The sequence below is a fragment of the Paenibacillus sp. FSL L8-0340 genome (assembly GCF_038593145.1).
Taxonomy (GTDB): domain Bacteria; phylum Bacillota; class Bacilli; order Paenibacillales; family Paenibacillaceae; genus Paenibacillus_AQ.
The window spans coordinates 5467358-5491515 of the sequence record NZ_CP151967.1; the positions used below are offsets into that span (position 1 = coordinate 5467358).

At 42.8% G+C, this 24158-nt stretch carries 20 protein-coding genes and 3 pseudogenes; 6 read left to right on the forward strand and 17 right to left on the reverse strand.

The window, feature by feature from the left end; all coding sequences use genetic code 11:
• Positions 1-65 precede the first annotated feature (65 nt).
• From NST07_RS24965 to NST07_RS24980, 4 genes and pseudogenes are all read right to left on the reverse strand, one after another.
• The gene (locus NST07_RS24965; RefSeq protein WP_342481974.1) at positions 66-3578 is read right to left on the reverse strand and encodes a cellulase family glycosylhydrolase; all 3513 of its coding nucleotides are present in this window, start codon (positions 3576-3578) and stop codon (positions 66-68) included.
• Between the two features lie 21 nt (positions 3579-3599).
• Positions 3600-4004: pseudogene (locus tag NST07_RS24970) on the reverse strand (discoidin domain-containing protein); the annotation flags it as partial.
• Between the two features lie 442 nt (positions 4005-4446).
• On the reverse strand, positions 4447-5256 hold the full coding sequence (locus NST07_RS24975) for a hypothetical protein (protein ID WP_341095142.1): 810 nt from the start codon (positions 5254-5256) through the stop codon (positions 4447-4449).
• Between the two features lie 28 nt (positions 5257-5284).
• Positions 5285-5947, reverse strand: a complete 663-nt coding sequence (locus tag NST07_RS24980) for an HAD family hydrolase (RefSeq protein ID WP_341095144.1) — start codon at positions 5945-5947, stop codon at positions 5285-5287.
• Between the two features lie 451 nt (positions 5948-6398).
• On the opposite strand from NST07_RS24980, the gene NST07_RS24985 reads away from it, so the two are divergent.
• Both NST07_RS24985 and NST07_RS24990 read left to right on the forward strand, forming a co-directional pair.
• The gene (locus NST07_RS24985) at positions 6399-6599 is read left to right on the forward strand and encodes a hypothetical protein (protein ID WP_341095145.1); all 201 of its coding nucleotides are present in this window, start codon (positions 6399-6401) and stop codon (positions 6597-6599) included.
• A gap of 72 nt (positions 6600-6671) precedes the next feature.
• On the forward strand, positions 6672-6917 hold the full coding sequence (locus NST07_RS24990) for a hypothetical protein (RefSeq protein WP_341095147.1): 246 nt from the start codon (positions 6672-6674) through the stop codon (positions 6915-6917).
• Between the two features lie 517 nt (positions 6918-7434).
• On the opposite strand, the gene NST07_RS24995 is transcribed toward NST07_RS24990, so the two are convergent.
• The 6 genes from NST07_RS24995 to NST07_RS25020 form a co-directional block, all read right to left on the reverse strand.
• Positions 7435-8688 carry a macrolide family glycosyltransferase gene (locus NST07_RS24995; protein ID WP_341095149.1) on the reverse strand — a complete coding sequence of 418 codons (1254 nt, stop codon included), beginning with the start codon at positions 8686-8688 and terminating at the stop codon, positions 7435-7437.
• A 68-nt stretch (positions 8689-8756) separates the two neighbouring features.
• A complete protein-coding gene (locus NST07_RS25000) occupies positions 8757-10121 on the reverse strand; it encodes an MFS transporter (protein WP_341095151.1) in 1365 nt (454 codons plus the stop codon).
• 236 nt (positions 10122-10357) lie between these two features.
• Positions 10358-10504 (reverse strand): hypothetical protein, encoded by a 147-nt coding sequence (locus tag NST07_RS25005; protein ID WP_341097746.1) that lies wholly within the window; start codon positions 10502-10504, stop codon positions 10358-10360.
• A gap of 42 nt (positions 10505-10546) precedes the next feature.
• Positions 10547-10738, reverse strand: a complete 192-nt coding sequence (locus tag NST07_RS25010; RefSeq protein WP_341379329.1) for a hypothetical protein — start codon at positions 10736-10738, stop codon at positions 10547-10549.
• A 23-nt stretch (positions 10739-10761) separates the two neighbouring features.
• Positions 10762-11121 (reverse strand): iron-sulfur cluster assembly accessory protein, encoded by a 360-nt coding sequence (locus NST07_RS25015; protein WP_341095155.1) that lies wholly within the window; start codon positions 11119-11121, stop codon positions 10762-10764.
• Positions 11122-11518: 397 nt separating this feature from the next.
• Positions 11519-12880, reverse strand: a complete 1362-nt coding sequence (locus NST07_RS25020) for an MFS transporter (RefSeq protein ID WP_342480344.1) — start codon at positions 12878-12880, stop codon at positions 11519-11521.
• A 161-nt stretch (positions 12881-13041) separates the two neighbouring features.
• Here NST07_RS25020 and NST07_RS25025 point away from each other — a divergent pair, with 161 nt between their 5' ends.
• A complete protein-coding gene (locus NST07_RS25025; RefSeq protein ID WP_341095158.1) occupies positions 13042-13701 on the forward strand; it encodes a metalloregulator ArsR/SmtB family transcription factor in 660 nt (219 codons plus the stop codon).
• A gap of 168 nt (positions 13702-13869) precedes the next feature.
• Here the strand turns inward: NST07_RS25025 and NST07_RS25030 are convergent.
• The 5 genes and pseudogenes from NST07_RS25030 to NST07_RS25050 all read right to left on the reverse strand — a co-directional run.
• Positions 13870-14111: pseudogene (locus tag NST07_RS25030) on the reverse strand (DinB family protein); the annotation flags it as partial.
• 536 nt (positions 14112-14647) lie between these two features.
• Positions 14648-15040, reverse strand: coding sequence for a hypothetical protein (locus NST07_RS25035; protein ID WP_341095160.1), 393 nt, complete (start codon positions 15038-15040; stop codon positions 14648-14650).
• Between the two features lie 266 nt (positions 15041-15306).
• A pseudogene (locus NST07_RS25040) lies at positions 15307-16760 on the reverse strand (amidase family protein).
• A 495-nt stretch (positions 16761-17255) separates the two neighbouring features.
• Positions 17256-17684, reverse strand: a complete 429-nt coding sequence (locus NST07_RS25045; RefSeq protein WP_341095162.1) for a hypothetical protein — start codon at positions 17682-17684, stop codon at positions 17256-17258.
• Positions 17685-17900: 216 nt separating this feature from the next.
• Positions 17901-18749 carry a helix-turn-helix domain-containing protein gene (locus tag NST07_RS25050; protein WP_341095164.1) on the reverse strand — a complete coding sequence of 283 codons (849 nt, stop codon included), beginning with the start codon at positions 18747-18749 and terminating at the stop codon, positions 17901-17903.
• A 113-nt stretch (positions 18750-18862) separates the two neighbouring features.
• Here NST07_RS25050 and NST07_RS25055 point away from each other — a divergent pair, with 113 nt between their 5' ends.
• From NST07_RS25055 to NST07_RS25065, 3 genes are all read left to right on the forward strand, one after another.
• Positions 18863-19891, forward strand: coding sequence for a C45 family peptidase (locus NST07_RS25055; RefSeq protein ID WP_341095166.1), 1029 nt, complete (start codon positions 18863-18865; stop codon positions 19889-19891).
• A gap of 388 nt (positions 19892-20279) precedes the next feature.
• The gene (locus tag NST07_RS25060; RefSeq protein WP_341095168.1) at positions 20280-20798 is read left to right on the forward strand and encodes an IS110 family transposase; all 519 of its coding nucleotides are present in this window, start codon (positions 20280-20282) and stop codon (positions 20796-20798) included.
• A gap of 1 nt (position 20799) precedes the next feature.
• Complete coding sequence (locus NST07_RS25065) at positions 20800-21198, forward strand: IS110 family transposase (RefSeq protein WP_342480345.1); 399 nt, start codon at positions 20800-20802, stop codon at positions 21196-21198.
• Positions 21199-22137: 939 nt separating this feature from the next.
• Here the strand turns inward: NST07_RS25065 and NST07_RS25070 are convergent.
• Complete coding sequence (locus NST07_RS25070; protein WP_341095172.1) at positions 22138-22905, reverse strand: nucleotidyltransferase domain-containing protein; 768 nt, start codon at positions 22903-22905, stop codon at positions 22138-22140.
• Between the two features lie 317 nt (positions 22906-23222).
• Positions 23223-24146, reverse strand: coding sequence for a 2-dehydropantoate 2-reductase N-terminal domain-containing protein (locus NST07_RS25075; RefSeq protein WP_342480346.1), 924 nt, complete (start codon positions 24144-24146; stop codon positions 23223-23225).
• Positions 24147-24158: the final 12 nt, after the last annotated feature.

Below are 24158 nucleotides of genomic sequence, written 5' to 3' on the forward strand. Positions count from 1 at the left end.
CGCTAGTTAGTTAAATTCACCTTCGCATTTTTGCACCGCTTCCGGAATCAGCTTACCAACGCTGTTTAGAAATTCAACTCAAAGTCTTTAATGAGGAGTGTTCCCGCTGATGCGGTTTCACCTGATCCGGCATATACCTTAAATTGAACTCCCCTAACATCAATTGCATTTTCCAGCTTGGCTTGATTAGCCCAATTTGTTTTTGCTGATTTCCAAATGGGAGAATGAAATGAATATACGACATCGACAGATTCACCAGGTCCGATAATCCTCTCCACTGAAGGATCGGTTGATATCTGGCCTCCTGTTTCCTGCCATACCCATCCACCGTTCGTTCTGACTACCAAAGAAACATGAACGGCACTCGTTCCGGTATTGGTTAAATTACAGGAAACGCTGGCATATTTAGACCAATCATCGCCTATACCAAGACCAGGCTTGGTTTCAGTTGCTACACCTGCTGAAACTGTATCGCTGATCGTTGAATTATATTTCACAAAAAGAGTCTCCCCTTCCAACCCGCTGGAAACATTCCCGGTGTATGAAGGTTCAATGAGATTCCAAGGATAGAAGCTTGCTGTTTTGGGGCGGTTCATTTCTGCGATCGTCGCAGCATACGCTGTCTGCTCCAAATCAAAACTGATAGTATGCAATTGAAGACTGCCCGCTAAACCACTGCCTCCACCTTGTACACGTAAAATTATACGATTTACATCTTTGTTCGTGAGACTTGTCAAAGGTACTGTGGAGATAATGGTAGTTTTCGCAGGAATTTTAATGTACTGTCCTAATTCAACCCATGCCCATTCGCCGTCTTTTACAATCGGTTGGATCTGAACCTCAACTGCATTGGGATTGGAAATGATGAGGTTCATATTACTGTAGCTACTCCAATCTTCAGCAGGGTCCGGATCTACCTGGAAGCTTGGATAGTTCTCCGTCTGCAGATTAAAGGTCATACCAAGTCCGCCATTCTCAAGCGGAGACAGTTTGGCAACCGTCGGGGAAGCCGGCTTGTCGGCACCATTGATTCCAACATACCAAGTTGTGTATTTATCTATAATCCCCGGATCAATAACTTGAATGTTGCCAGGATCCCCCGTAATGATCCCGACAGAGTTGCTGGCGGCTGATTCATTTCCGGCATCGTCAAAAGCCTTAACAGAAAAGGTATATGAGGTTGCACCTGTCAAACCGGATGCTGTGTAGCTTGTCTTTGCACTGGTGCCTTGTAATTCTCCATCCGCATAGATGTTATAGCCAGCAACGCCAACGTTGTCAGTTGACGCGGTCCAAGTCAGACTTGCCGATGTGATAGCAGGGACCACAACAAGACTGGCTGGAGCAGTAGGCGCTGTTTTATCATTGCTGTCAGCTGTTTTTATACTTACGGCATTACTTGCAGCAGACAAGTTACCTGCGGCATCGATCGCTTTTACAGTAAATGCATAAGTGGTATTTGCTTTGAGGCCAGTAACCGTGTAGTTAGTCGCTGGGCTGATATTAACCAGAGTTCCGTCCCGATAAATATTGTATCCTGCCACCCCTACATTGTCTGTTGATCCTGTCCAAGTCAGCACAACTGTAGAATATGTTGGTGATGTACCGGACAAATTCGAAGGTGTTGTCGGCACCTGATTATCGGAGGTTCCTTCAAATACCGTACTTAGCTTCGAGGTTGCTTTAATTCCGTTTGGACCGTTGATAATGGCATTCCCTTGCTCGGTATAGCTGGTTCCGGCCCAATCGTTTGACATATCCAGATACTCCAGCCCGGTACCATTTCCTTTCCACGACCATCCAAGATAGCCGACACCCTTTTGCTGAGAATAACTCATAATCGTCGCTTCATCAACATCTCCGTTTGTATGTTTTATTCCGAATTCGCCGATTACAAGAGCCAAATTTTTATTCAATACATTGTCTATGTTACTCTTAACCGTTGCAGCATTTCCTCCGGCATATTCGTACATATGGATTGAGAACAGCGTATTTTTCAGCGGGTCCGCATTAAACACCTGTGTTCCATAATCAACTATGGATTGCGGATATTGTCCCCATCCCGCTCCGTCAACCATGATGGTATTTTTGATTCCGGCATTTCTAAGCTTCGGGATTACAGAAGCATACCCTTTTGCCCAGTTTGCCCCATCCCATGTGCCGTACCACTCATTAGCAATGTTGAGGATGACGGTTTTTTCTTTTCCGATGAGTGCACTTTTCATTTCAATCCAGTAATTCGCTATATTATTAAGTACTGCTTCACTATCCGAGCCAGTTCCATCATGGACTTCGACGACTACCACCAATTTATTCTGTTCGCACAAGGTGATGAGATTTTGTAGGGCTGCCAGACTGTCTTTCGACCATTGCTGCCCGTCTGAAAGGACAACTCTAATGGTATTTGCGCCTGTCTTGGCAATTGCAGGAATGGCAACAGACTCCTGACCTTTGTACCAAGTGTAAGCATGGTTAACCCCTCTCATAACAAAGGGAATTCCGTTAGCATCATATAAAGTTGTCCCGTTAATATAGAATCCCTGGTTGGTGGCAGATGCACTGGTTGTTACACTCAGAGCCGTACTTGCCACCGATATATTATTTGCTGCGTCCTTTGCCTTTACCGTGAAGCTGTATGCTGTATTTGCAGTCAAGCCGGTTACGGTATAGCTTGTTGCTGTGCTGGATCCGGCCAGAGTCGTTCCATTATAGATGTCGTACCCTGTTACGCCTACGTTGTCTGTGGATGCTGCCCAAGCAAGGCTTACGCTTGTTGCCGTTTTTGAGGAACTTATAAGATTTGTTGGTATGGTTGGTGCTGTGGTATCTGCAGATGCACTGGTTGTTACACTCAGAGCCGTGCTTGCTGCCGATATATTATTTGCTGCGTCCTTTGCCTTTACCGTGAAGCTGTATGCTGTATTTGCAGTCAAGCCGGTTACGGTATAGCTTGTTGCTGTGCTGGATCCGGCCAGAGTCGTTCCATTATAGATGTCGTACCCTGTTACGCCTACGTTGTCTGTGGATGCTGCCCAAGCAAGGCTTACGCTTGTTGCCGTTTTTGAGGAACTTATAAGATTTGTTGGTGTGGTTGGTGCTGTGGTATCTGGGGTCGTTGTGATCTGCGTAAATTTCCATTTCTGTTGTGCATTTCCGTTATCTGTCCACTGCTGCACTTTAGCTCCGTCTGCAGATGAGCCTCCTGCTACATCCAAGGCTTTACCGCTGCTTTTGGAGATTAATTTGTAGTACCCGCTACCTGCATCAATAATTGCCCACTTCTGAGTGACTGCACCGTTGTCCGTCCATTGCTGCACATTGGCTCCATCGGCCGCAGGGCCTGCGGCATCCAATGCCTTACCGCTGGACTCAGCAATCAATTTATAGGCTCCGCTGCCAACGTCAATCACTTTCCACTTTTGTTGGGAGTTTCCATTATCCGTCCACTGCTGCACATTAGCTCCGTCTGAAGTAGCGCCTCCTGCCACATCCAGGTTTTTGCCGCTATGTTGCGCTGTAAGCTTATACACCGCACCAGAAATAATTCCATTATCCACCGGTCCGCTATCCGAATACACTTCAAAATTCCACAGGGAATACCCGTATTCGGTTGCCCTTTGTGTTCCATACATTCTTACATATCTTGCACTTTGGGTTGCAAATGAAATCGTATCAACTCCACCGTCTCCTGTTGTAGTGGAAAACACTGTAGTCCAGTTGCTGTTATCTGTGGATAGCTGAATCTGGTAAGACTTTGCGTAGGCAGCCTCCCAGTTCAGCATTACACCATTCACATTGATGGCGCTTCCAAAATCAATACTAATCCATTGAGGATCAGAATAACTGGAGGACCACCTTGTTGAAGCGTTTCCATCAATAGCCATATCCGGTGTTTTTGTTGAATCTTCACTTGAACTTGCAGTTGCAGTTTTATTGAATTCGATGTTTGTTGCTGCACTTGCCTGAATTGGCGCTACCATCCCCATAAGCAAACCAAACATCATAACAAAAGCTAAAATTTTCTTCAAGCAACATCCCTCCCATTAATTAATAAATTTTAAATTACGTTACATCTCTTACTTAAATTTGCATGAAAATACAAAAAAGTTCCTTCCTCCTTCCTCGTTATACGCAAATTGAAAGCGCTCTCTTATCTAAAAAGAGCTCTAGATGCAATGATCTAATGGTTCCCACAACATATTTGGCATACCACTAAATCAATGGTTATAAGGCCCGTTGTTTCCAACAACCCTCTAACCATTACAGAATATTACTTTGTTAGCCTAACCGTCAATGGTTTCAATAACACAATTTTAAATATTATTTCGAGCAATTTTGCGCTTGCTATGAATGATGTTTATTCCATGAGTAGTGTCTGAACAAAAAAAGATCGCAGGCCCCTCATTACTTTATGAGAGCCATGCGATCCTTCCTTAAGATTATCGGTTATCCTTCCAACACACTTATATTTTTGAACTCACCCTTTTTGTCGACCTCAAAACGAACGTTATTATTCCTCTGATCCATTCCTTGAGAAACTCCCTTATCATGAACCTCTATAGTATGCACAGAGATACAATAGAGCCCTTCAGTAAGAACATGACTTTTTTCATAATCGTTTGCAATATCCTCTGCTTGAGGAACGTCTTTGTCTTGTTTATAGGTGTTAAAATCAAAATTAAAATTAATTACACCCCGATAACGGTTACCCTCTTTACTTAATGGATCAGACATGTCAGGCAGAGAATTTAGAGTATCTATTTTTTGAGTCCCTCTGAAAGTATCTATAAGTTCATCCGCCTGTTTTGTATTCAGATTAACATTAAGATAGTAATAGTAGTTCCCTTTCATTTTATCGTACTCACTTGCCGATTTCTTCATTAAATCATATTTATCAATCAGTTGTTCGGTTACTTTCATTACCTCTGGATGCTGTTCGATATAGGCACCTTTATATAATTCAAAAAATACATTATCACTTCTTTCCTCTGCAATTTTGTAAGTATCCCGTTCGAGCATAATATAAGCAGTCGCATGATAGGGTTTGCCGATTTCAATAGCTGTCTGATGATCAATACCTTCAAACCAATTATCATCCCATGTCAGAAATTCAAACGGCTCCTTGAAGCCATATCGCTCATCTAAATAATTTTTAACCGGTTTTTTCAGGTCCGCTTCTTCTACACTTCCACACCCGCTTAATGAAATTACAAAGATAACCATGGTTAAAACAAACAATAAATACTTTCTACACATCGTCAAAGTACTCCCATCCTTCTTACGGTTAAATATGCAGAATTTTAATAATATCAGGCAACGAATGAATCGACGTTACTCCAGGAGGTGTCTCTTTGTTTTCCCGATTTAAAAACAACGGTTGAATTCCAGCATTAGCAGCACCCGTGACATCACCGCTTAATGAATCGCCAATATGTATCACTTCGTCTGCACTCACCCCCGAAACCTCCAAGGCCAGTTCGAAAATTTCCTTGCGGGGCTTATAAGCTTTTGCCAGCTCGCTTGTAATCAGTCCATTTGGTTGTAACCCCATGTTGAACAATGCTGTTTCCACAAAAATAGTATCGCAATTCGTCACAATGTATATCGGCAACCGGTTGGCTGAGAGAAAAGCCTCGACATCTTTGTACACAGGAGGATTACTCCAATGTTCTGCAAGCCTGTCAGCAAGCTTTTTGGCATCCGCTGTGGAAGAATAATGCTGAATGGTTGTCTCAAACGCCTGGACAGCCAGTTCATACTGTGGCAGAAACGTCTCTCCAAATGAAGCTGCACGCAGCTCTGCAAAAGATCTCCACCAAAACCTGGCAGCTTCCATTTTGTCCTTTGCATTTCCAGTATTATAGACCTGGTCGATTACCTCCATCGTAATTTCACTGTTTTCATATACCAGCGTACCGTAAAAATCAAGAAAAATTGCTTTCGCCATGTCTTGTTCATCTCCAATGTTGTTTAATTACTTTACCTATATAGATTGAACTGAAAAGTTTAGAGTAAAGGTTTCAAGTCCAATCTATATCCCCCAGTCCTCCTGCAAATAATCCACTTTCAAATTATATCAAATTTAGCATATCACACCCTCCATTTGTTACCACAAATAAAAAATAAATCCCATTCTGAAGAGGAGTTTGATGAGCTTGCACGCTAGCTCAGTAACTTTCCTGACAGAACTACGTTGTAGGAATTTCATGCGGAACGCTACCGTCTCTGAACAAAATAAACACCAGCTAACTTCGTTTTACCTTCTGCACACTGTCCTACGCACTCATTTATTAGATACATATCGCTGAATGAATGTTCAGAAAATGATCAGAGGTTTGGGGTTTAATAAGAGAGTATTTTGATAATCTGGCCCTCTAGCCCCTCTAAAGGAGGATAAAATGGATCGAGAAAAAGTCATAGTTGAATTAGCCAAGCATTTGATTGAACAGTACCCCAAAAAAAATGATGTGAGGTTCCGCCGGGCTGCAGCTCTTAGCCGGATAGAAACCATCGTTGAAAGTGACCGTTCACCATTTGCCAAGGTGCGAGATATCAAGATTGTACTGGCAGCACTAAATAAAGTAGACGACATAACCTGATGTGCGCTATAAGCCATGGACCGGCGGCGAGGCTGAATGAACTTCGAATACAAAAGGAAGGGCACCAACATTATGAAATGGAATGAGTTAAATCCGGGGCTAACCGTGCAGATCGTAGAAGGTCATAATAGTGGGTTTGGCGTACGCTGCGGTGAAATTATATCCATCGGAACCTTCGAAGGCTACAGTAAGCGTATAGGTGCAATGATTGATATTGGAGAGCCGCTATTAATGGTAATAGAACCGGAAGCCTTAGAAGAAGCCTCAAAGGTTCTTATTGGCATCAGGATGGGAAAAGTTCGACTTATAATCGCCTGATCAGTCTTAACGGATAGGGCCTAAACCGAATTTAGCACCATCTACTTGACTCCCAATAAAAATATGAGTTAAAACTTTTTCAGCGTACTCTCTACGTTCAGCATTCAACTGAATCACCTCGCGCTTTATATTACCATAAATTAGGGCTTACCAATGATGAAGCTGGTTGGACGTAAGATCCCGTATAACAAGCGATGCTATGGAGCGACAAGAAGAACCGTAGGGGATGCCGGTGAATCTAAAATTAAAGGAAGAGAGCCTTTTTCCACACTTTGGTGCAATGAATTTTCATAGTAGTTTTCAAATGATGAAAAAAAATTAATCTTTTCACATATTTATCAACTGACTTTTGTAGCTTTAAGTTCTCTTCATCAAGGTTACTCATAACGAGCATTGCCCATCGTGTCGGTTTCATCAGAGTATAAGAACCCTGTGCCTTTTAATGTACATACAGGGTTCTTTCGTTTTTGACATGAGAGAACTTTACTCTAATTTAAAGTTCCTTATTGATTGAAAATTATTTAGTAATCAACTTGGTATTGGAGATATTACCATGGACTGAAGCCATATGACTCATGATCATTTCGGCGGCCCGCTTATAACCGCCGGCCTGCCGTAAAGATTCACCGATGAGGCAAGCCTGCTGTTTATAAAATGGATTGCTTAGGACTTCTGATAATGCCTCTCTCATATCCGTTGCACTGAGCTTATGTTTATTTAAAGTGATACCCGCCCCTAACTCCTGTACCCGATTGGCTACAAGAGGCTGATCCGACGTTAGTGGAATCATTACCAACGGAACGTTGTAATAAAGCGCCTCACTCGTACTGTTCATTCCGGCATGTGTAATAAAAACATCCGTATGTTGTAGCATATCCAACTGTGCAATGTATGGCATGACGATAAAATTAGGAGGAATTCGATCAGCCAGCGGCTCCATATCCGTGTATCTTCCTGAAGATAGAACCACATTCACCGGCATATCCCCAAATGCTTCAAAGCAAAGCTGATAGAAATCCAAGTTTTTATTTAAAATAGTACCCATAGCAATGTACACAGTTTGCGGGTAACGTTCACGAAGCAGCTCGAACGAGAAGGTCTGAGCATCTTGACGCGGTATGATCGAAGGACCCGTGAAAATAAAACGATCATCCAGTTTTTCTGCCTGTGGCTGAAAATAACGACTTGTATACACAAGATTTAACCGACCTGCATGTGCCGGAATCTCTTCCATGACGGGAATACTCACTTGAAACTCTTGCGCTAACGCACGCGTTATCTTCATCGTAGCCTCATACAGTTCCTTCGTATTCGTATCCATCTCCTTCTCATTCATGCCTTCGCCAGCCCCCAACGGATCTACGAAAGCAAAGGAGGCAATCGAACACACCGCGGGAATTCCTAGTTTTTCTGCAAGAATAGTCCCTCCCCAGCCCATCAGTGAATCAAAGATCAAATAATCGAACTTTTGATTTTCGATCACTCGAAGCACCTCGGGTATAATCCTCCGAATGATACCGCCTACCATCATATAAATGAACTGATAAGGATGCTTGTACTCCTGCGGTTTCAACACTGGATCATGAGAAAAGGCATCTTGCGGAAATGGATAGGTAATCAACAGGGCTCCGGTTTGTTCAATTCGGGAACGATACTCCTCCGTGCACACATAGACAACTTCCTCTCCACTGTCAATCAACTGAGTAACTAATCCTAACGACGGATTCACATGGCCTTCAGCCGGAGTAATGACAACTAATACACGTGCCATTTTATCCACCTCCCAATGCAATTTCCCCCCGTTCTTCTTGATGTTTTTAACGACGCGACCGTCATCCGTTACATGGGAATGTTATCTTTCGACTGGCTGATCGGATGATGTTCTTGATGAACGAGTTCGGTGATTCGTAAAGATGCCAAGAAACTTAATAAGACCCATAGTAATTGGAGTGTTAACACCATCATAACTCCTGTCGATATGCCCCACTGTAAAGTTTCTGACAAGGCGATTAGAGCGCCGCCAACTCCGATGCTTACTCCCATATAGAAGGAATCCACGAATTGAAGATTCGCAGACATTTCTCCCTCTTTCCTAGGCGCCGCATGTTGTAAAGCAATGGCCGCAGTTGTAGGATTAGCCAATCCAACACCGAAGCCGGTAATCATTTGCGAGAGCAGAATGAGTATAATTCCACCGTCCGACAACATAAGGGCTAGGATCACAAGTACAGTCCCAGCGATCATAATCCCGATACCTACCATAACTCTGCGCTTTCGGCCACGACCTTGATCTCGTACATCAAGCTTGGCTTGCAACCACGCTGCGGCGGACCAGCTCAAAGAACCTGCTGCTACAATGAGGCCTGCAAGGTCTGCCGATAACCTCTTTACTTCGGTTAGTGCCAAGATCACAAAACTCTCCGTTGTAAAATAACAAGCCACATACAACCCTCTGGAAACCAATGTAGCAGGCAATCCTTTTTTCACCACAAAAGTGCCCTTAGGAAGAAGTTTTCGCATTTGTGGGATCATGACGAATAAGCCACCCAAAGTGAGTACTATTCCTTTCCAATCGGTTATCATACCGAGTCCTGTGAGTAACAGCCCCGTTCCAATGGCAAGTAGAATCGCATGAAGAGTCTTCGAGTCAGCTGTTTGGGCTGGGCCTGTCAGTACTTGCCGAAGCTGCAGATCACGGAAAGAGCGGAATGTGAGACTCAATGCCAATCCAATCAGGGGTAAAACAATCCAGAAAACAAATCGCCATGACATATAGGAGGCAATAAGGCCTGCCAGGTAAGGCCCGATTAAGGAAGGCAGGACAAATGCCATGGAGAATGCCGCTAAAATTTGAGTACGAAGAGCATCCGAATAATGCAACGTTACACAGGTATAAACACATGTGATCAGGGCTCCCGCCCCAAAACCTTGAAGGGCTCTTCCTGCAATAAGCATGTGCATATCTAAAGAAACAGCCGCAACCACGGTTCCTAGCACAAAAATACTAAACGACACGAGCATGGATGTAAAAACGCCGCGCTTGTCAACCTGCTGACCCATAACCAGGGTTCCAATAAGCTGAGATAACAAAAATGCGCTGAAAATCCAACCGTATAAATGAATACCCTGCAAGCTTTGTGTCATTTTCGCGGCAATTGTCGTAATAGCCAGCCCCTCGAAAGCTACGGTTGTCAGAACCAGCATAATACCAATCGTCAACGCCCTGTGCTGCCTATCAAAAATTCCAATCTGATTGTTGTTTGTCTCCTACACCTCCATAATAGATGATTTTTATGGTAAAATTCACCTTTTTATGATCTAAATATACAATAATCACCCTACTTTGTAAATAAAAATGTTTAATAAGTAGAAGTGACGAAAATGGTTTTTCAACTAACAAGAAAAACCGCCAAAGGCGGCTTGAAAGTAGTCCACAGAAGTTATTCTCCCAAAATAATGACTTCTGTCTCCAAATCAATATTAAATGTCTCATATACTCTTTGTTTGATTAAATGGATTAACTCCAAATAATCCTCGGCGGTTGCACGATCTGCATTAATGATAAAATGAGTTCGTAAAGAAATGATTGCGTCATCGCTGAAATGAGATGCTCTTTCTTTATTTTATGCTCAATAGGAGATTGTGTTTGAAAATATGCCATTTTCATTACAATCAATTTGAAGAAGTTCATCCTGTAAAATCCAAGCATCTGAGCCTCCACCCGCATATTTTGCATAAATCCTTACATATTGGGCCTCTTCCAAACCCCATTCATCCTTAAAAGAATCAATAGCTTTTTCAGATACTTCAAATGGTATCATTCCTCTTCTCTCCTTCCTGCAGTTTAATCACATTTTTTAACTTCGCCCCGATAGTTGGCCATTCTAAAACTGGCCCCACATCCACATGAAACTTTTGCATTAGGGTTATTCATGGTGAACCCGCCTAACATTCCGCTTTCTTCATAGTCAATTTCAAGACCATCAATATATGGAATACTCTTCGTGTGAACTAATATACTGAATTTATCTTTATTGAATACTATATCCTCCTCTGTTTGCTGCTCGTCCAAGACAAGGGTATAAGATAATCCACTGCATCCCCCTTCTTCAACGCCTACTCTAAGAAAAGAATGTCGGGTATTTGCGCTTAATAAGATTTTGGCGATTTTCTCGGATGCTTTATCACTGACCTCAATGTTCATCTTCATTCCTCCTATAAAAGCTTAATAATTTCTTCAGGACTGGTATATGCACACTTCATTCATTTAGTTTTTGGTACCCCAGTCCATTAAACAGGGTATGAATGTAGCGAGAGCAGCTCCTTTTGGTGTAAGTTCATAGATGGATTGTGTAGGGCGTTTCAGACTTGTTCTTTTAACCAAATTATGATGTTGAAGATCCTTTAAACGTTTGGAGAGGATCATTTCCGAAATGGAAGGAATACTCTGGGAAATTTCGCCAAATTTCTTCGGACCGTAAGAAAGAGTGAATAATATATGGATAGTCCATTTAGTCCCGATGATGCGATAAGCTATAAAAAGTTTCTCCGTATCTTCAGTGGACAATGACCGGTACACCCTCTTTCTTAGGATCCGCATTCTAGATGGATTGTTGTGAGATCCGAGTGCTCGCAATTATACTCATGACGATCAACAAGAGATGGAAACCCATGGCTACAATTAAGCCGGATTGCAGTGACATTCCGCCAGCCTGACAAACTACAAGGATGGAACCACCAATCCCGATAACTACACCGGGTGTAAAAGAATCCGCAAATTGCAGATTTGCCGAGGTTTGGCCCACGCCTCCTTCCCCCGTTTGGGAAAATGCTACAACACCGCTAATCGGATGTGCCAATCCAATACCGACTCCTGCGATGATCTGACCAATAACTGCAACGGTAACGGTCACAACAGGTACCCAAAATACGATGGCAATCCCTATGGCAAGCAGCAATACCCCAAGAATAATTCTCATATGACGTCCACGGCCCTGATCTGCCGCATCCCACCGTCCTTGCAGATACGCAATTATACACCAACTTAATGCAGCACTCGCTACGATTAATCCGGCCTGAGAAGGTGTAATTCCTTTCACATCGATTAAAGCCAATACCAAGAAATTCTGTGTGCTGGTATAGGCAGCGAAGAACAACCCACGTGTTGCCAGAATCGCTGGCATACCTCTTCGCAACGTAAGCGTTCCCTTCGGTAGCAATTTACGGAGCGGAAATATCATAAATGCGAGGCCAATCATGACGAATACAAATCCCATAATGCTCGGAAGCATACTTAGACCAACCAAGAAAATGCCTGTACCCATCGTTAAGAGTAACGCCATCCAAGTGGATGAAGGTCCGCTATCCCCTCCCGTATTCTGCACTTTCAATTTCCTAAAAGCAGGTAAACTAAGCAATGCTGAAACAACCAGCACAGGTAAGATCCCCCAGAAAACAAACCGCCAGGACCACTGATCTGCTATAAGACCTGCTACATATGGACCGAGCATGGACGGAAGAACATAGGCTGTACCAAATGCTCCAAGTATTTTGGCACGTAACTCATCCGGGTAACTTAAGGATATTGCCGTATACACACAAGTCATCATAGCTCCGGCACCCAAACCCTGCAGGGCACGTGATCCTATCATGTTATACATATCGCCTGCTGTTGCGGCAGCGATCAGCCCTACGATAAACAACAGAAGTGCAAAAGTGAACGGTGCTGCAGGTCCTCTTTTATCTATGATCCGACCGACGACCAGCGTTCCGATAATCTGCGCAAGCAGATAGGTACTGAATATCCACCCGAACAGGCTAAGACCGTTCAAGTCTCCAGCAATCGAAGGAGCAATGGTGGTTACGGATAGTCCTTCGAATCCAACGGCCATCACTGACAAAATAATCCCTATGGATAGTGCAAAATAACGTGGGCTGAAAATACTTTGATGATTAGACGACATGTGACCTCCAAGAAAATTGGTATGTATACATCGTATCCGGATACTTAGTAAACATTTATGTTTATAATGTCTAAGCTACAGTTCGGCTTTGACTTTGTCAACATTTTTGTTTAAAATGTAGTGAGTGATGTAGATTAAGTTGCTTCAAAAGGAGGTGCACCATGAGCCGAAATCAAATCAAAAAGGATGTCTCCACCAGTACTCGAAGAGCGATCATTGATCTGTTAAAGGAGCGAGGGGGAATGGATGTTGTGGCACTCTCCTCTCAATTTTCGTTGTCTGGAATGGCTATTCGTCAACATTTGAATGCGCTGAAAGAAGAAGGGTTGGTTACGAATGTGGAAGAGGCCCGTCCCATGGGTCGACCCACCAAGCTATGGATATTAACTCCCGCGGCTAATCGTTTTTTCCCAAGCGGATATTCGGATTTATCCGTCAGCCTCATCAATTCGATGAAAGAAGCTTTTGGTAATGAAGGGCTGGACAAGCTGCTGGAAGTTCGAAATAAAAATATGCAAGAACAATATCTTCAGCATCTTGGCGATGCATCAGACGTTCGAGAGAAACTGGAGAAACTGGCCGAGATACGAACAAATGAAGGTTATATGGCGGAGGTTAAGGCGCAGGATGATGGCAGTCTCCTATTCATTGAGAAGCATTGTCCGATCTGTGAAGCTGCTGCTGTATGTACCGGGTTATGCAAGAATGAGTTACATTTATTTAAAACGGTTCTAGGAAATAATGTTCATATTGAACGGGGGGAGTACATTTTAGCGGGAGGAAGAAACTGCATATACACCGTTAGGCAAGATAAGCCGTGACAAAAAGAGCAACCTCAATGGAGATTGCTCTTTTGTTTACTTCACATCCTTAGATACGAGCCTCCCGTCTTGTCCTCTCTTCCTTTCAGCCTATGAACGAACGGGGTGGGCAGAGCATGCCATAAAAGCCGCGTTGTCTGTTCAGCTTCCGTCCCGTCTTCGGGACGACTAACTCAAGTACCGATTTCGAATGACCCCCATGTGATGAAGTTCGTGTCCCGCGCTGGCGTACGCGAGGGCGCGAGCCGTAATGCTTACGTTGTTGGCTGTGCCCTTGCGGGACCACGCCTCCGCCGGCAACCCGCGCAGCAGCGTGATTGTCGATTGCCGTACGGCCCGGTAGTCTTCGGCCAATTGCGCTGGTCGAAACCGGGCAGAGGCGTCTGGTCCCCCAGGCGGTAGGTCATAACGCCCCATCCGTTAGTCTGACTCCAACGACCACGGTGCAAATGGTCTATAAGTTGTTCAATTTTTCCCCTGCTAATAACGTCAATTAACACCATGTCACTGGACCAAAAATACGAACCGTTCATGCATTCACCCTGTATTACAATCGTTACAATCCCATGAACCTTCTTTCCATATTTCAGCTTCAATCCATACATGACGCTTCGAATAGTCCATGCCCATCTCCTCCAATTAGCTTACAGCTAACGTCTCCTGTATTTATTAATCTATCTTTTTAAGAAGTTTCGAAAGTCCAAAAATAAAAAGCAAAGTTATTCCTGCAAAGATTGGCATTGATGAAGCAAATAACAAAACTACAATTACGAAGAGCAAAACTCTAATTACCTTAATTGCAAGTATCATACGAAAACTCCTATTAGGTTTGTTCCAAATATATTTCTTCAATAATTCCGAAGTATCCTGCCTGTTAGATAAATAATGACTATGGTTACGTTCAACAAACTTGGGGGAAGTCTGGAAAACTATCGAAGTGGCATTATCAATCAGGGAAAAAAATTTCGCCGTCGTTGCTGCTAACATCAAAAAACCCTACCTTGTGTTTTATAGCCAAATTCCGCATCGTAGTATATGCTTCCTTAGCTACGGAATAAGCGAAAGCCGCATAGATGACGGCGGAGCCCAGCGAGTACTCGGTTAACCGGTTTTCAGTTCCGGCTTCCTCCATAGCTTCAAAAATTTCATCATCTACATTCATATTGGGGAAATCCTCCGATAGCTTACTATACAAGTGCTGCAACGACTCTGAGCAGACAAAAGGATCATTATATTCATGATCTTCCGACCATTGCACTTGCTGCTCAAACCAATCCATAAACTCCTTCCTTTCCCTCGGTGCCCTGGACGGCTCGAAAACCATCAAATCATAGCTCATTTGAAGTCCTCCTAGATAGATTTCACTTCTATTATGGTGCTGAACGCTTACCCCGCATCTTCTAGCTTTCACCACATTTTCCTGGAATTATATGCCCGATTCGCAGAACAAATGTAGCGAAATCTGTCATTAGTACATTTCAAATTTCGGCGGAGTGATATGGTAATCCTCTATTTTTTAATAGAAGATCATACCGTTCACCCTGCTAAACTGCTCTCTAGTTAAATCGCTCTCATCTAATGGGAAGTTGCCTATATAGTTTCCCTTTAGTTGAATATAGGTTTTTTGCGATGTTTTGTTATTTGTTCAAAAGAATAAGCTATGCGAATTAAGGCCGGTTCAGTAAATGCTTTTCCGGCAAAAGTAATGCCAAATGGTCTGCCGTTTGCTCCATACCCCGCGGGGATAGCAATAGATGGATAACCAGCTTTGGCACATATATCCGCTCCAATATAAGCTGGAAACATTATCGCATCTAACTGATAACTATTTATCGCATAATCAATTCCTTCGTTCTGGGCTAGATATAAATCCATAATAGATTCCATGATATAATCCTTATTTTTCAAGGGATCGGTTAACCCCTCCCGGAATTCTAATATATCTTGACCGTATTTCAGGGCTGCATCTGCATACTTTTCATTCCAATTGATGAGTTCGGACAATGAATGAACCGGCATATGTGCCGGGAGACGCTGCAAATAATTCTCCACTCCATGATTAAATTCTAAGTTCATCTTGTTCCAATGCCATGGACCATGAAACGAAGGAATGTCGATATTTTCTACTACTTCGGCTCCTGCTTTTATCATTTCGGAGACTGCTTGGTGAAATAGCTCCTGATTATGTTCACCAGATTCACGCAGGTAATCTGGTACTTCACAAAAGACCCCAATTCTCGCTCCCTGTAGTCCATTCTTGTCCAAGAATGGTGTGTAATCCGGTATAACATGGTCATTACGCCAGGTTGCTGGGTCGTGCTCATCCCTCCCAGCTAATGCGTTAAGTAGAACTACCGCATCTGAAACCGTCCTTGCCATCGGCCCTGCTGTGTCTTGTGAATAAGAAAAAGGAATAAGTCCTGAGCGGCTAATTAAGCCTACGGTCGGTTTGATGCCGACAATAGACATCTGTATGGATGGACTCAGAATTGAAGCGGAGGTTTCTGTGCCTATCGCCGCTGCTGCAAAACTCATGGCCACCGCAGCTGCAGATCCCGTACTGGATCCGCCTACGAAAAAGTCACCATAGGGTGCGCGACCTGCCCCCCCTTTGAACTATAACCTGCCCACATTGTCGAGGAAATACCGTTGGCCCATTCTGTCATATTCGTCTTGCCCAAAATGATGGCTCCCGATTCTCTTAATCGGCGAATCAGGAAAGCGTCGCTCGTACTTACATGCTGTGCCAGTGCTAAAGCTCCCGCACTGGTCCGCATCTTGTCTCCGGTTTCGATATTATCCTTAACGAGAACCGGTATGCCATGAAAAGGTCCTCTACTCCCATTCCGCCGACGTTCTATATCAAGTGCTTCTGCGATGAAAATGGCATCGGGGTTAATTTCCATGATGGAATTTATGTGAGGGCCATCCTGATCATATTTTGCGATACGTGATAAGTAGCAAAACACTATTTCTTTTGAAGTAAATTCACCTTGTTTGTTTATTGCATTCAATAATACCACGATGGATAGACAATATGACCAGGATAAAACAAGCATAATTAAACTATCCTCCCGTTAGCTTAAACCATCTAGGTTTGCTTCTAAAGGAAGGTTTAATCTGCCAGCATGCTTGAGCTAGTGTTTCTCGTTTGTTTAATCTTCTACCGAAGGATGGAATATTTATCAAACTTAGTACATCATCTTAAACCTTCCCTTGCTTCCTCAAACGGTTTCTTCTCATCTACGAATTTTCTTAATTCAGTCGTATTCATTTCAATCGCTCCTTTGGTACACGAATCAGTCTTTATTTCGCCAAGGTATTCTCGCTATCCTGCCCGATATCTTAATGACAAAAAGCAGCCGATCGTCTTGGCCGGCTGCCATCGCTCTTTATTCAGCAATCGTTTCTCGTTAGTTCCACGACTTCACACTCTTTATGATTCCGTTCACCGTAATGTATCTAAGCACAATATTATTTTGACCACAAGGTTTGCATCTCAATATAAACATAAGCCCACTCCTTTGGCGGAAGCGGCCTTTAAAACAGAATCTTTAATTATCTTCAGTTTTCACCCAGGTCAAATCGGACTCCCCCTCATTTTTATGTGCAATGATGGGGAAGTTAGATTTAACCTCTCCTATGCGTTCTATTATCAGGTTATAAGGCGTGAGTCTCTGATGCCAGTCGCTTTCCTGTATTGCCGAGAGGGAATTAGACAGATAATCATTAATGACTTTTGTTAATCTTTCTTCAGTTAATGTGGAGTCATAGCCTATTCCAATTTTGAACACATTCTCTTTTTGGTCAGCTGCATAACCCACTAACGTTACGCCTTGTTCATCATTCAATTGGTTAGAATGCTGGGCTAAGCTTTTACTTATTTCCGAAAAGTCATTGTTCTTATTCGAGCCAAAACAACCAGTCAAAGATACAATGATAAGTGTAACTATAACAAATATTGCCCACTTTTTATTTTTCATTGCTATTCCCTCCCTTTCTCCAACGTGTATTCTTATAGACCAAATAAACACAAAATAGTTGCATTATCCTGCCCGTTAGTTGAACCAAGGTGGCTGATTATGTTACTAAAGTACTGCTTTCCCATACCCAGTTTCCGGGGCTAATGCCAAAAACACAATCCAATGCCTTGCCAGTCTTTTCACTTCTCCCTAGTCTGAGCGGTTTGATCATGATCTTTATCCCTCTTCAACCGGAATATAAATTTTTACTTCTACCTTTTTTGCATCCTCCCCTATATACCGCCCACCATAATACTCAAAATCAAAACCGCCCGACAACGTAACATTGTGCTTTACCAACCATGTTCCGTAAATATAACGATACGTAAAGGGCAATGCTTCTAGTTCCCCTTTGTGCCAGAAAACCTGGTATTTTCCTGGCCGAATTTGAAGCGTTACTTGATCTTCTGCTGCCTTAGTTAAATCGTGTTTTACCGCTGCGGTGTACGTAAAGGCAGCCTTCCCCTCCATAGAAAAAGGGTATTGAATCAATCCATATTTAGGGGTGCTGAAATCAAGACATACCTGATACAACCGATTCCAGCATTCATATATGCTTCCCACCGAGCTATCAGCTGACTGATAACCACGAATTTCAAGCCCATTCAGTCGTACTTGTTCTACATTCTCGGGTTCCAGTTGTTGAAGATGTTTCAAATAGTCTTCCCTTATTTCCTCTTTAAATAGATTGGGCGGTATAAACAGAGATTTCTGCTTCCACTGGTGCGGATTAACGGAAAACCGTGCTTTAAACGCCCTACTGAAGGCCTCATGAGATTCGAACCCGAACTGGTAAGAAACATCCACTACTCGAAACTGTCCCTCGCGGAGGAGTTTCCCAGCCTCTGTCAACTTGCGGCCCATCATATATTGCCCGATCGTCTGTGAGGTTACCTGATGGAATAGTCTTTGGAAATGGTAGTTGGAGTATCCAACATGCTTCGCGATATCTGCGACTCTTACTTTTTGGGTAAGATGGTTTTCAATATACCGCACAGCTGACATAATCGCATCGATGTACTCCATAACGATTCCTCCATGTGACTTGCCTATTTCCTATATCATAGCATTATTTATCAAGAAAATAGGTTTCTCTCCTTATATGATCAAGACATAAAAACAAAGAGGAGTGTTATAAAATGTATCACCCGCGTCTGCAAGGAAATCATTATGAGTTGGGAAATCATTATGGAAACCTATTATATAAGAAAGGAGTCCAATTCGATGGGTTCTTCAAGCTTGAAGAGGAGCAGCTTCGATATGGACTTGAGTCGGAGGCGATCTGTAAAGCCGTATACCCTGAAATTACTGAAGAAATTCGCGGTATGGCTGACGGCTTGCGAATTTCATATGACACATTTGCCGCTTTTTTACTTAATCTCGGGGTCTTTGGTGAGTCCTACGGATGTACCTGCTTCTGTTTCCAAGTGGGAGAGGAGATAATCTTTGCCCGTAATCATGACATGTTTACGCAGTTTAAAAGTACCACGGAGAGTTGCTTGTACCGACCAACGTCCGGGTACACGTTCATTGGTCAAGGCGACGCCCTCATCGGAAAAGAAGACGGGGTGAACGAACATGGGCTTGCTGTAGGAATGACCTTCGTCGCTTCCGGAAAGACCAAGCCGGGGTTAAATTTCCTTATGATTGTACGTTATCTATTAGAGAAAGCACGAAATGTTCAAGAAGCTATTCACCTTCTACAGGAGCTACCGTTGAGCACGGCACAGAACATCATCCTTGCCGATCGAAGCGGGGATATGGCTGTAGTAGAATGTTGCGCGCAAAGCATTGTTACTCGTAGGCCCAAACCTGGCCAGTGTTTTATCATTGCTACAAATCAATTTATAGATACTCGCATGATAGCTCTGGATGAACGCCCTGAACCAAACTGGTATTCGACCCAAACGCGATATCATACCGTTCAACATTCACTGACAGAACAATTGGCTCAAGCTCAAGATCCATTGCAACTTGCGCAGGATATCCTATCCGGCAAATGCGGATTTGTTTGTCAGTACGGCAAGGAGCTTCAATTTGATACCCTCTGGTCTTTTGTCATCAAACTGAGTGATCTGACTATTTTCCGAGCGGAAGGAAACCCAAAAAAAACAAAGTACCATGAAGATACACGCTTACGCTGGGCTCTACGCCATAAGATTATTTAAGGTTATTTAGATTAAGTATGCATCCTGTTGTGACGCTTGGGTTTTTGTCCATTTATGGTACGATTCCCCCGTAATTAATCTTCAGCTGCCCGTTAGCCAACCATGCAGCGCAAAATCAGCGCTGCACCACAGAGAATGAAAATTTTAGCTCGGTATTTTATACTGGAAGTACGGCTGGGAGAGGAAGGTCGATGAACTATGGTGCGATTAGAGCCCATCCGTTAGTCTGACTCCAACGACCACGGTGCACCACTGAATGTTGCTCCCGCTGGGAAGAACTCATAGTAGATTAATCCTATTCTGGTTGTTGCACCAGTCTCCAATCATGATGCCGTAGAAAGGTTGAATGGCGTGGATGTAAACTAAAACTGTATTTCTTCTTAAGTTAGTGGACTGGATTAAGGAGCACAGCTGTACTCATGTCGCCATGGAAAGCACAGGTGTTTATTGGAAACCTATTGTAAATTTAATTGAGGCTGAAGAGATCGAATTTCTGGTTGTTAATGCCCAGCATATGAAAGCTGTGCCTGGTCGCAAAACCGATGTTAAAGACGCAGAATGGATTTGCCAACTCCTTCGCCACGGACTGATTAAAGCCAGTTTCATTCCAGACCGTAATCAACGTGAGTTAAGAGAGCTTGTTCGTTATCGTCGGAGTATCATCGAAGAACGAGCCAGACAGCATAATCGAATCCAAAAAGTATTAGAGGGAGCTAATATTAAGCTTGGTTCCGTTGTCTCAGATATTATGGGAGTTTCCTCTAAAAGCATGCTTTATGCGATTGCTGAAGGTATAGATGATCCTGAGCAACTGGCCAACATGGCCCTTCGAACACTAAAACGAAAAAAAGACGAACTTGAACTTGCCCTCCATAACTCACATCGACTTTCTAACTCAACAAATTGATATGTTGGATCAAGAAGTTGCACAGCGAGTAAATCCTTACCAAGAAGATATCGAACGATTAGACTCAATTCCAGGCATATCAACACGAATGGCCGAACAAATCCTGGCTGAAATCGGTACAGATATTAAAAACCAGTTTCCAAGCGCAGCTCATATGTGTTCCTGGGCAGGACTTGTTCCTGGCCATAACGAAAGTGCGTCCAAAAGGAATTTGGCTAAAACCAAAAAGGGCAACAAATATTTAAGATCAGGCTTAACCGAAGCTGCTCATTCCGTAAAAGGATCTAAGAATTACCTTGGCGCACTGTATAGGCGTACAGCAGCACGGAAAGGAAGGAAAAGCAGGAATAGTAGTCGCCCATGCCATGTTGAGAATCTCCTATTACCTTCTAACTCGTAAATGAAATGTATTTTGATCTAGGGGAAGACTACTTCGATAAGCAAAGAGAACAATCCATTGTGCGACATGCTTTAAGCAGACTTAAAGGACTAGGCTACTCCACTACCATCACTAAACCAGAACGCTCTTGATCTATATAAAGCTGCAATAAAAGGCTACCAGGCGATTTCATAGTAGTTCAATCAATTTTTACTCAAGTAAGCCATCTTAATAAACGATAAAAACCAATAATTTTAGAAAATAAAAATTAAAATGTATATTAATCCGACTGCTAATTTAATAAGTGAAATAACGTATTCTTTTGAGCCTTTCAAATACCTCCATTCGATAAACGCATGTTGTCCCATGGCAACTATAAATAATATTAACCAGAACCACTTAAGTGAGTTGATATTCGTTGTATCCAAAACGAAGAAGAAAATACAAAAACTAATGACAGCAAGTAGTCCTTTTACCCACCTATTGATATTCTTTCCAATAGTATCCGAGATCTTATTTAAATCTACTACAATGAAATACTTCTTTATAGTTAGATCTATTAAGGCTAAAAGTATCACTAATAATGACATTGATAAACTCGTGGATTGTATATTTGAAATTGAATACGTCATGAATACCCCCTTTTAGTATGGTTAATAACCATTACTCTAGAGCTTTTTAAGACATGACAATTATACCATTAATTAGGACGTTAAAAATAAATCAATGTTGCGCTATACTGCCCGTTACTTCAATGAAAACAGCAGGCTACCGTAGCACCTGCTCATTAATGTATATAACTAAAGTTCCCAGTTAGCTCAATAGTCTTATGTTTTAATTAGAGTCGCTGCTTATAGTTGTGAGGCTTGCCGAACACCTAATGCAGGGACGTCCCGACGGGCTTAGGGGGCTGGATGTAGTCACTCGCTTCTCAGAGTGACCCGGAGCGTCAATATGGTGTTAGCCAAAGGAAGTTCTGGAAGCAGCCACTGCATTTAAGGCGTTCTCAAAATAGCTACATACTTCATCTGCAATTCCCAGAAACTCTTCAACAAGTACATTACTATCCAAGCAACAAGCATACAGATAATCAACTAAAGCGGAGTCAATCTCACAATAGTTTAATATGGCATTCTTCATCTTAATAATGTCATCTTGCCATACACCTGTATCTTCTAAAACCAAAGAGTATAATGCACGAATTAATCTCTTAGAGTAACCTTTAATATATCTAGTTTTCATTGTGTTATCACTAGCATTAGAAAGTAAACTATGTATACGATCTACTTCCTCCCTGGTCTCTGTATTTAAGTCTAAAATGAACTCTGGAGAAATAATTATCGGTGGTACCTTTTCACCAACGTCATGACCATATATGCAAACACAAATTATCTTTACCCAAAAACCCCACTCATTTGGTTTACTTAATACATCGTCAATCGAGCAAATTATCGTATCAATCTTAGTTACTACTGGATATTCTTCCAAAAGCCTGTCTTTAATATTTGACAATCTTTCGTAATCAATATCTCTGGGATTTACACATACAATAGTAAAGTCTGCATCTGACTTAAAAGGTTTAGCAGTTCCTTTTGGAATCGAGCCACACATATAAATGCTATGAATCTTACCTTTAAATTCGGTAAGTATATTATCTATATACTTATCAACAAAATCCTTATATTCACTTTGTATTACAATTCTATTTATAACTTTTTCTAATATCATATAGACTCCTCCTAAACTAAGAACTTCTTTCGGCTAACGTCTATTTTGCGAACCTCGTAAATTCGTCATGACTTAAGTTATTCGCGAAATCATTCAACTATCCTGCCCTTTAGTGTAAGGCCGCCGATTATGCACGGCAGCCTTGTCTTGGTGTGTTTATTGAACTATCGTATCCCGTTAGTTCAATCGTGTTTTTAGGGGCTGACTTCGAATCGGCATACTTAGTTATTTTCTTTGAGCATCACGAATTTTTTCTAATTTACTTCTTGTATCTATTCGATTCCTACTCCAATAGCGGGGGCAGCAAATCGCAGCAACTACGATTGGATAATCCGCTCCCCCTCCAAAGCATCCCAGTTCGGCGTAGGCACATCCGACCTGGTCCTCAACTCGGCGAATGTGTAATTCAACGCATTAAGCTCCACATCCGTCCCATCAATCAACCGACTAATCGGGAGCAAGAAGAAAAGCTTTAGGGCCCAGCGAACTAAGCGTGGATACCGGATAATCCAAGATGCTTGACCCACCGGGGTCAGCGGGTAACCCAATGAATCCAGTACGTGAAAGCCCTCCCCCATCGCCGCCACCAACTGACGCAATCTCTTGTCGTCACGAACAACCTGTTTCATTTGGAAGCCATGGAACAGAATGACCATGTTCATTGGCACGACTAACACCATGTGATTTTTTAGCCAGTCATCGATCTGATCATGATAGTTGAGCTTGTACTTGGTTCGCTTGAATGCCTGCTCCAGCAGGGAGCGGAACGGAATGGGGCTGTTCAATCCCCCGATGATCATCTGCCCATGGCCGCCACGGATGCAAATGACTTGCCCATCGGCACGAATACCAGCGGTAGTCTGGAATCCAAATGCGACCTGCTTGGGTGACCGCCCAGCCTTCAAATAGTCCTGCATAGCATAAGTATCCATATTGTTGCCAACCAGTATAATATTGCGGCTATCGTTGTTCGCGAGGATCGGCAGCACAGCCCCAAAGTCCGAATATTTCATCATGACGAAGATCAAGTCATACAAGTCACCCGGCTCAAGTGTACGAATCACACGAACCGGATCGAAGGTTGTCTTGCGCTGAAAGTAATGCCGGATGACCACTCCCTTCTCTTCCAGTTCCTCCGCTCGCTTTCCTCTTGCCAACACGGTCACATCATGACCGCCCCGAACTAGGACGTGCGCTAAATAGCTTCCCTGCACACCTGCTCCGTACACAAGTATGTTCAATATAGTCCCCTC

Excerpts from the sequence above, each read along its gene's own strand:
- NST07_RS24980 (WP_341095144.1), bottom strand. The coding sequence starts at position 5,947 with ATGGCGAAAGCAATTTTTCTTGATTTTTACGGTACGCTGGTATATGAA.
- NST07_RS24975 (WP_341095142.1), bottom strand. The coding sequence starts at position 5,256 with ATGTGTAGAAAGTATTTATTGTTTGTTTTAACCATGGTTATCTTTGTA.
- NST07_RS25065 (WP_342480345.1), top strand. The coding sequence starts at position 20,800 with ATGTTGGATCAAGAAGTTGCACAGCGAGTAAATCCTTACCAAGAAGAT.
- NST07_RS25035 (WP_341095160.1), bottom strand. The coding sequence starts at position 15,040 with ATGAGCTATGATTTGATGGTTTTCGAGCCGTCCAGGGCACCGAGGGAA.
- NST07_RS24995 (WP_341095149.1), bottom strand. The coding sequence starts at position 8,688 with ATGGCACGTGTATTAGTTGTCATTACTCCGGCTGAAGGCCATGTGAAT.
- NST07_RS25015 (WP_341095155.1), bottom strand. The coding sequence starts at position 11,121 with ATGAACATTGAGGTCAGTGATAAAGCATCCGAGAAAATCGCCAAAATC.
- NST07_RS25000 (WP_341095151.1), bottom strand. The coding sequence starts at position 10,121 with ATGCTGGTTCTGACAACCGTAGCTTTCGAGGGGCTGGCTATTACGACA.
- NST07_RS25050 (WP_341095164.1), bottom strand. The coding sequence starts at position 18,749 with ATGGAGTACATCGATGCGATTATGTCAGCTGTGCGGTATATTGAAAAC.
- NST07_RS25010 (WP_341379329.1), bottom strand. The coding sequence starts at position 10,738 with ATGATACCATTTGAAGTATCTGAAAAAGCTATTGATTCTTTTAAGGAT.
- NST07_RS25070 (WP_341095172.1), bottom strand. The coding sequence starts at position 22,905 with ATGATATTAGAAAAAGTTATAAATAGAATTGTAATACAAAGTGAATAT.
- NST07_RS25020 (WP_342480344.1), bottom strand. The coding sequence starts at position 12,880 with ATGTCGTCTAATCATCAAAGTATTTTCAGCCCACGTTATTTTGCACTA.
- NST07_RS25045 (WP_341095162.1), bottom strand. The coding sequence starts at position 17,684 with ATGAAAAATAAAAAGTGGGCAATATTTGTTATAGTTACACTTATCATT.
- NST07_RS24990 (WP_341095147.1), top strand. The coding sequence starts at position 6,672 with ATGAAATGGAATGAGTTAAATCCGGGGCTAACCGTGCAGATCGTAGAA.
- NST07_RS25025 (WP_341095158.1), top strand. The coding sequence starts at position 13,042 with ATGAGCCGAAATCAAATCAAAAAGGATGTCTCCACCAGTACTCGAAGA.
- NST07_RS24985 (WP_341095145.1), top strand. The coding sequence starts at position 6,399 with ATGGATCGAGAAAAAGTCATAGTTGAATTAGCCAAGCATTTGATTGAA.
- NST07_RS25055 (WP_341095166.1), top strand. The coding sequence starts at position 18,863 with ATGTATCACCCGCGTCTGCAAGGAAATCATTATGAGTTGGGAAATCAT.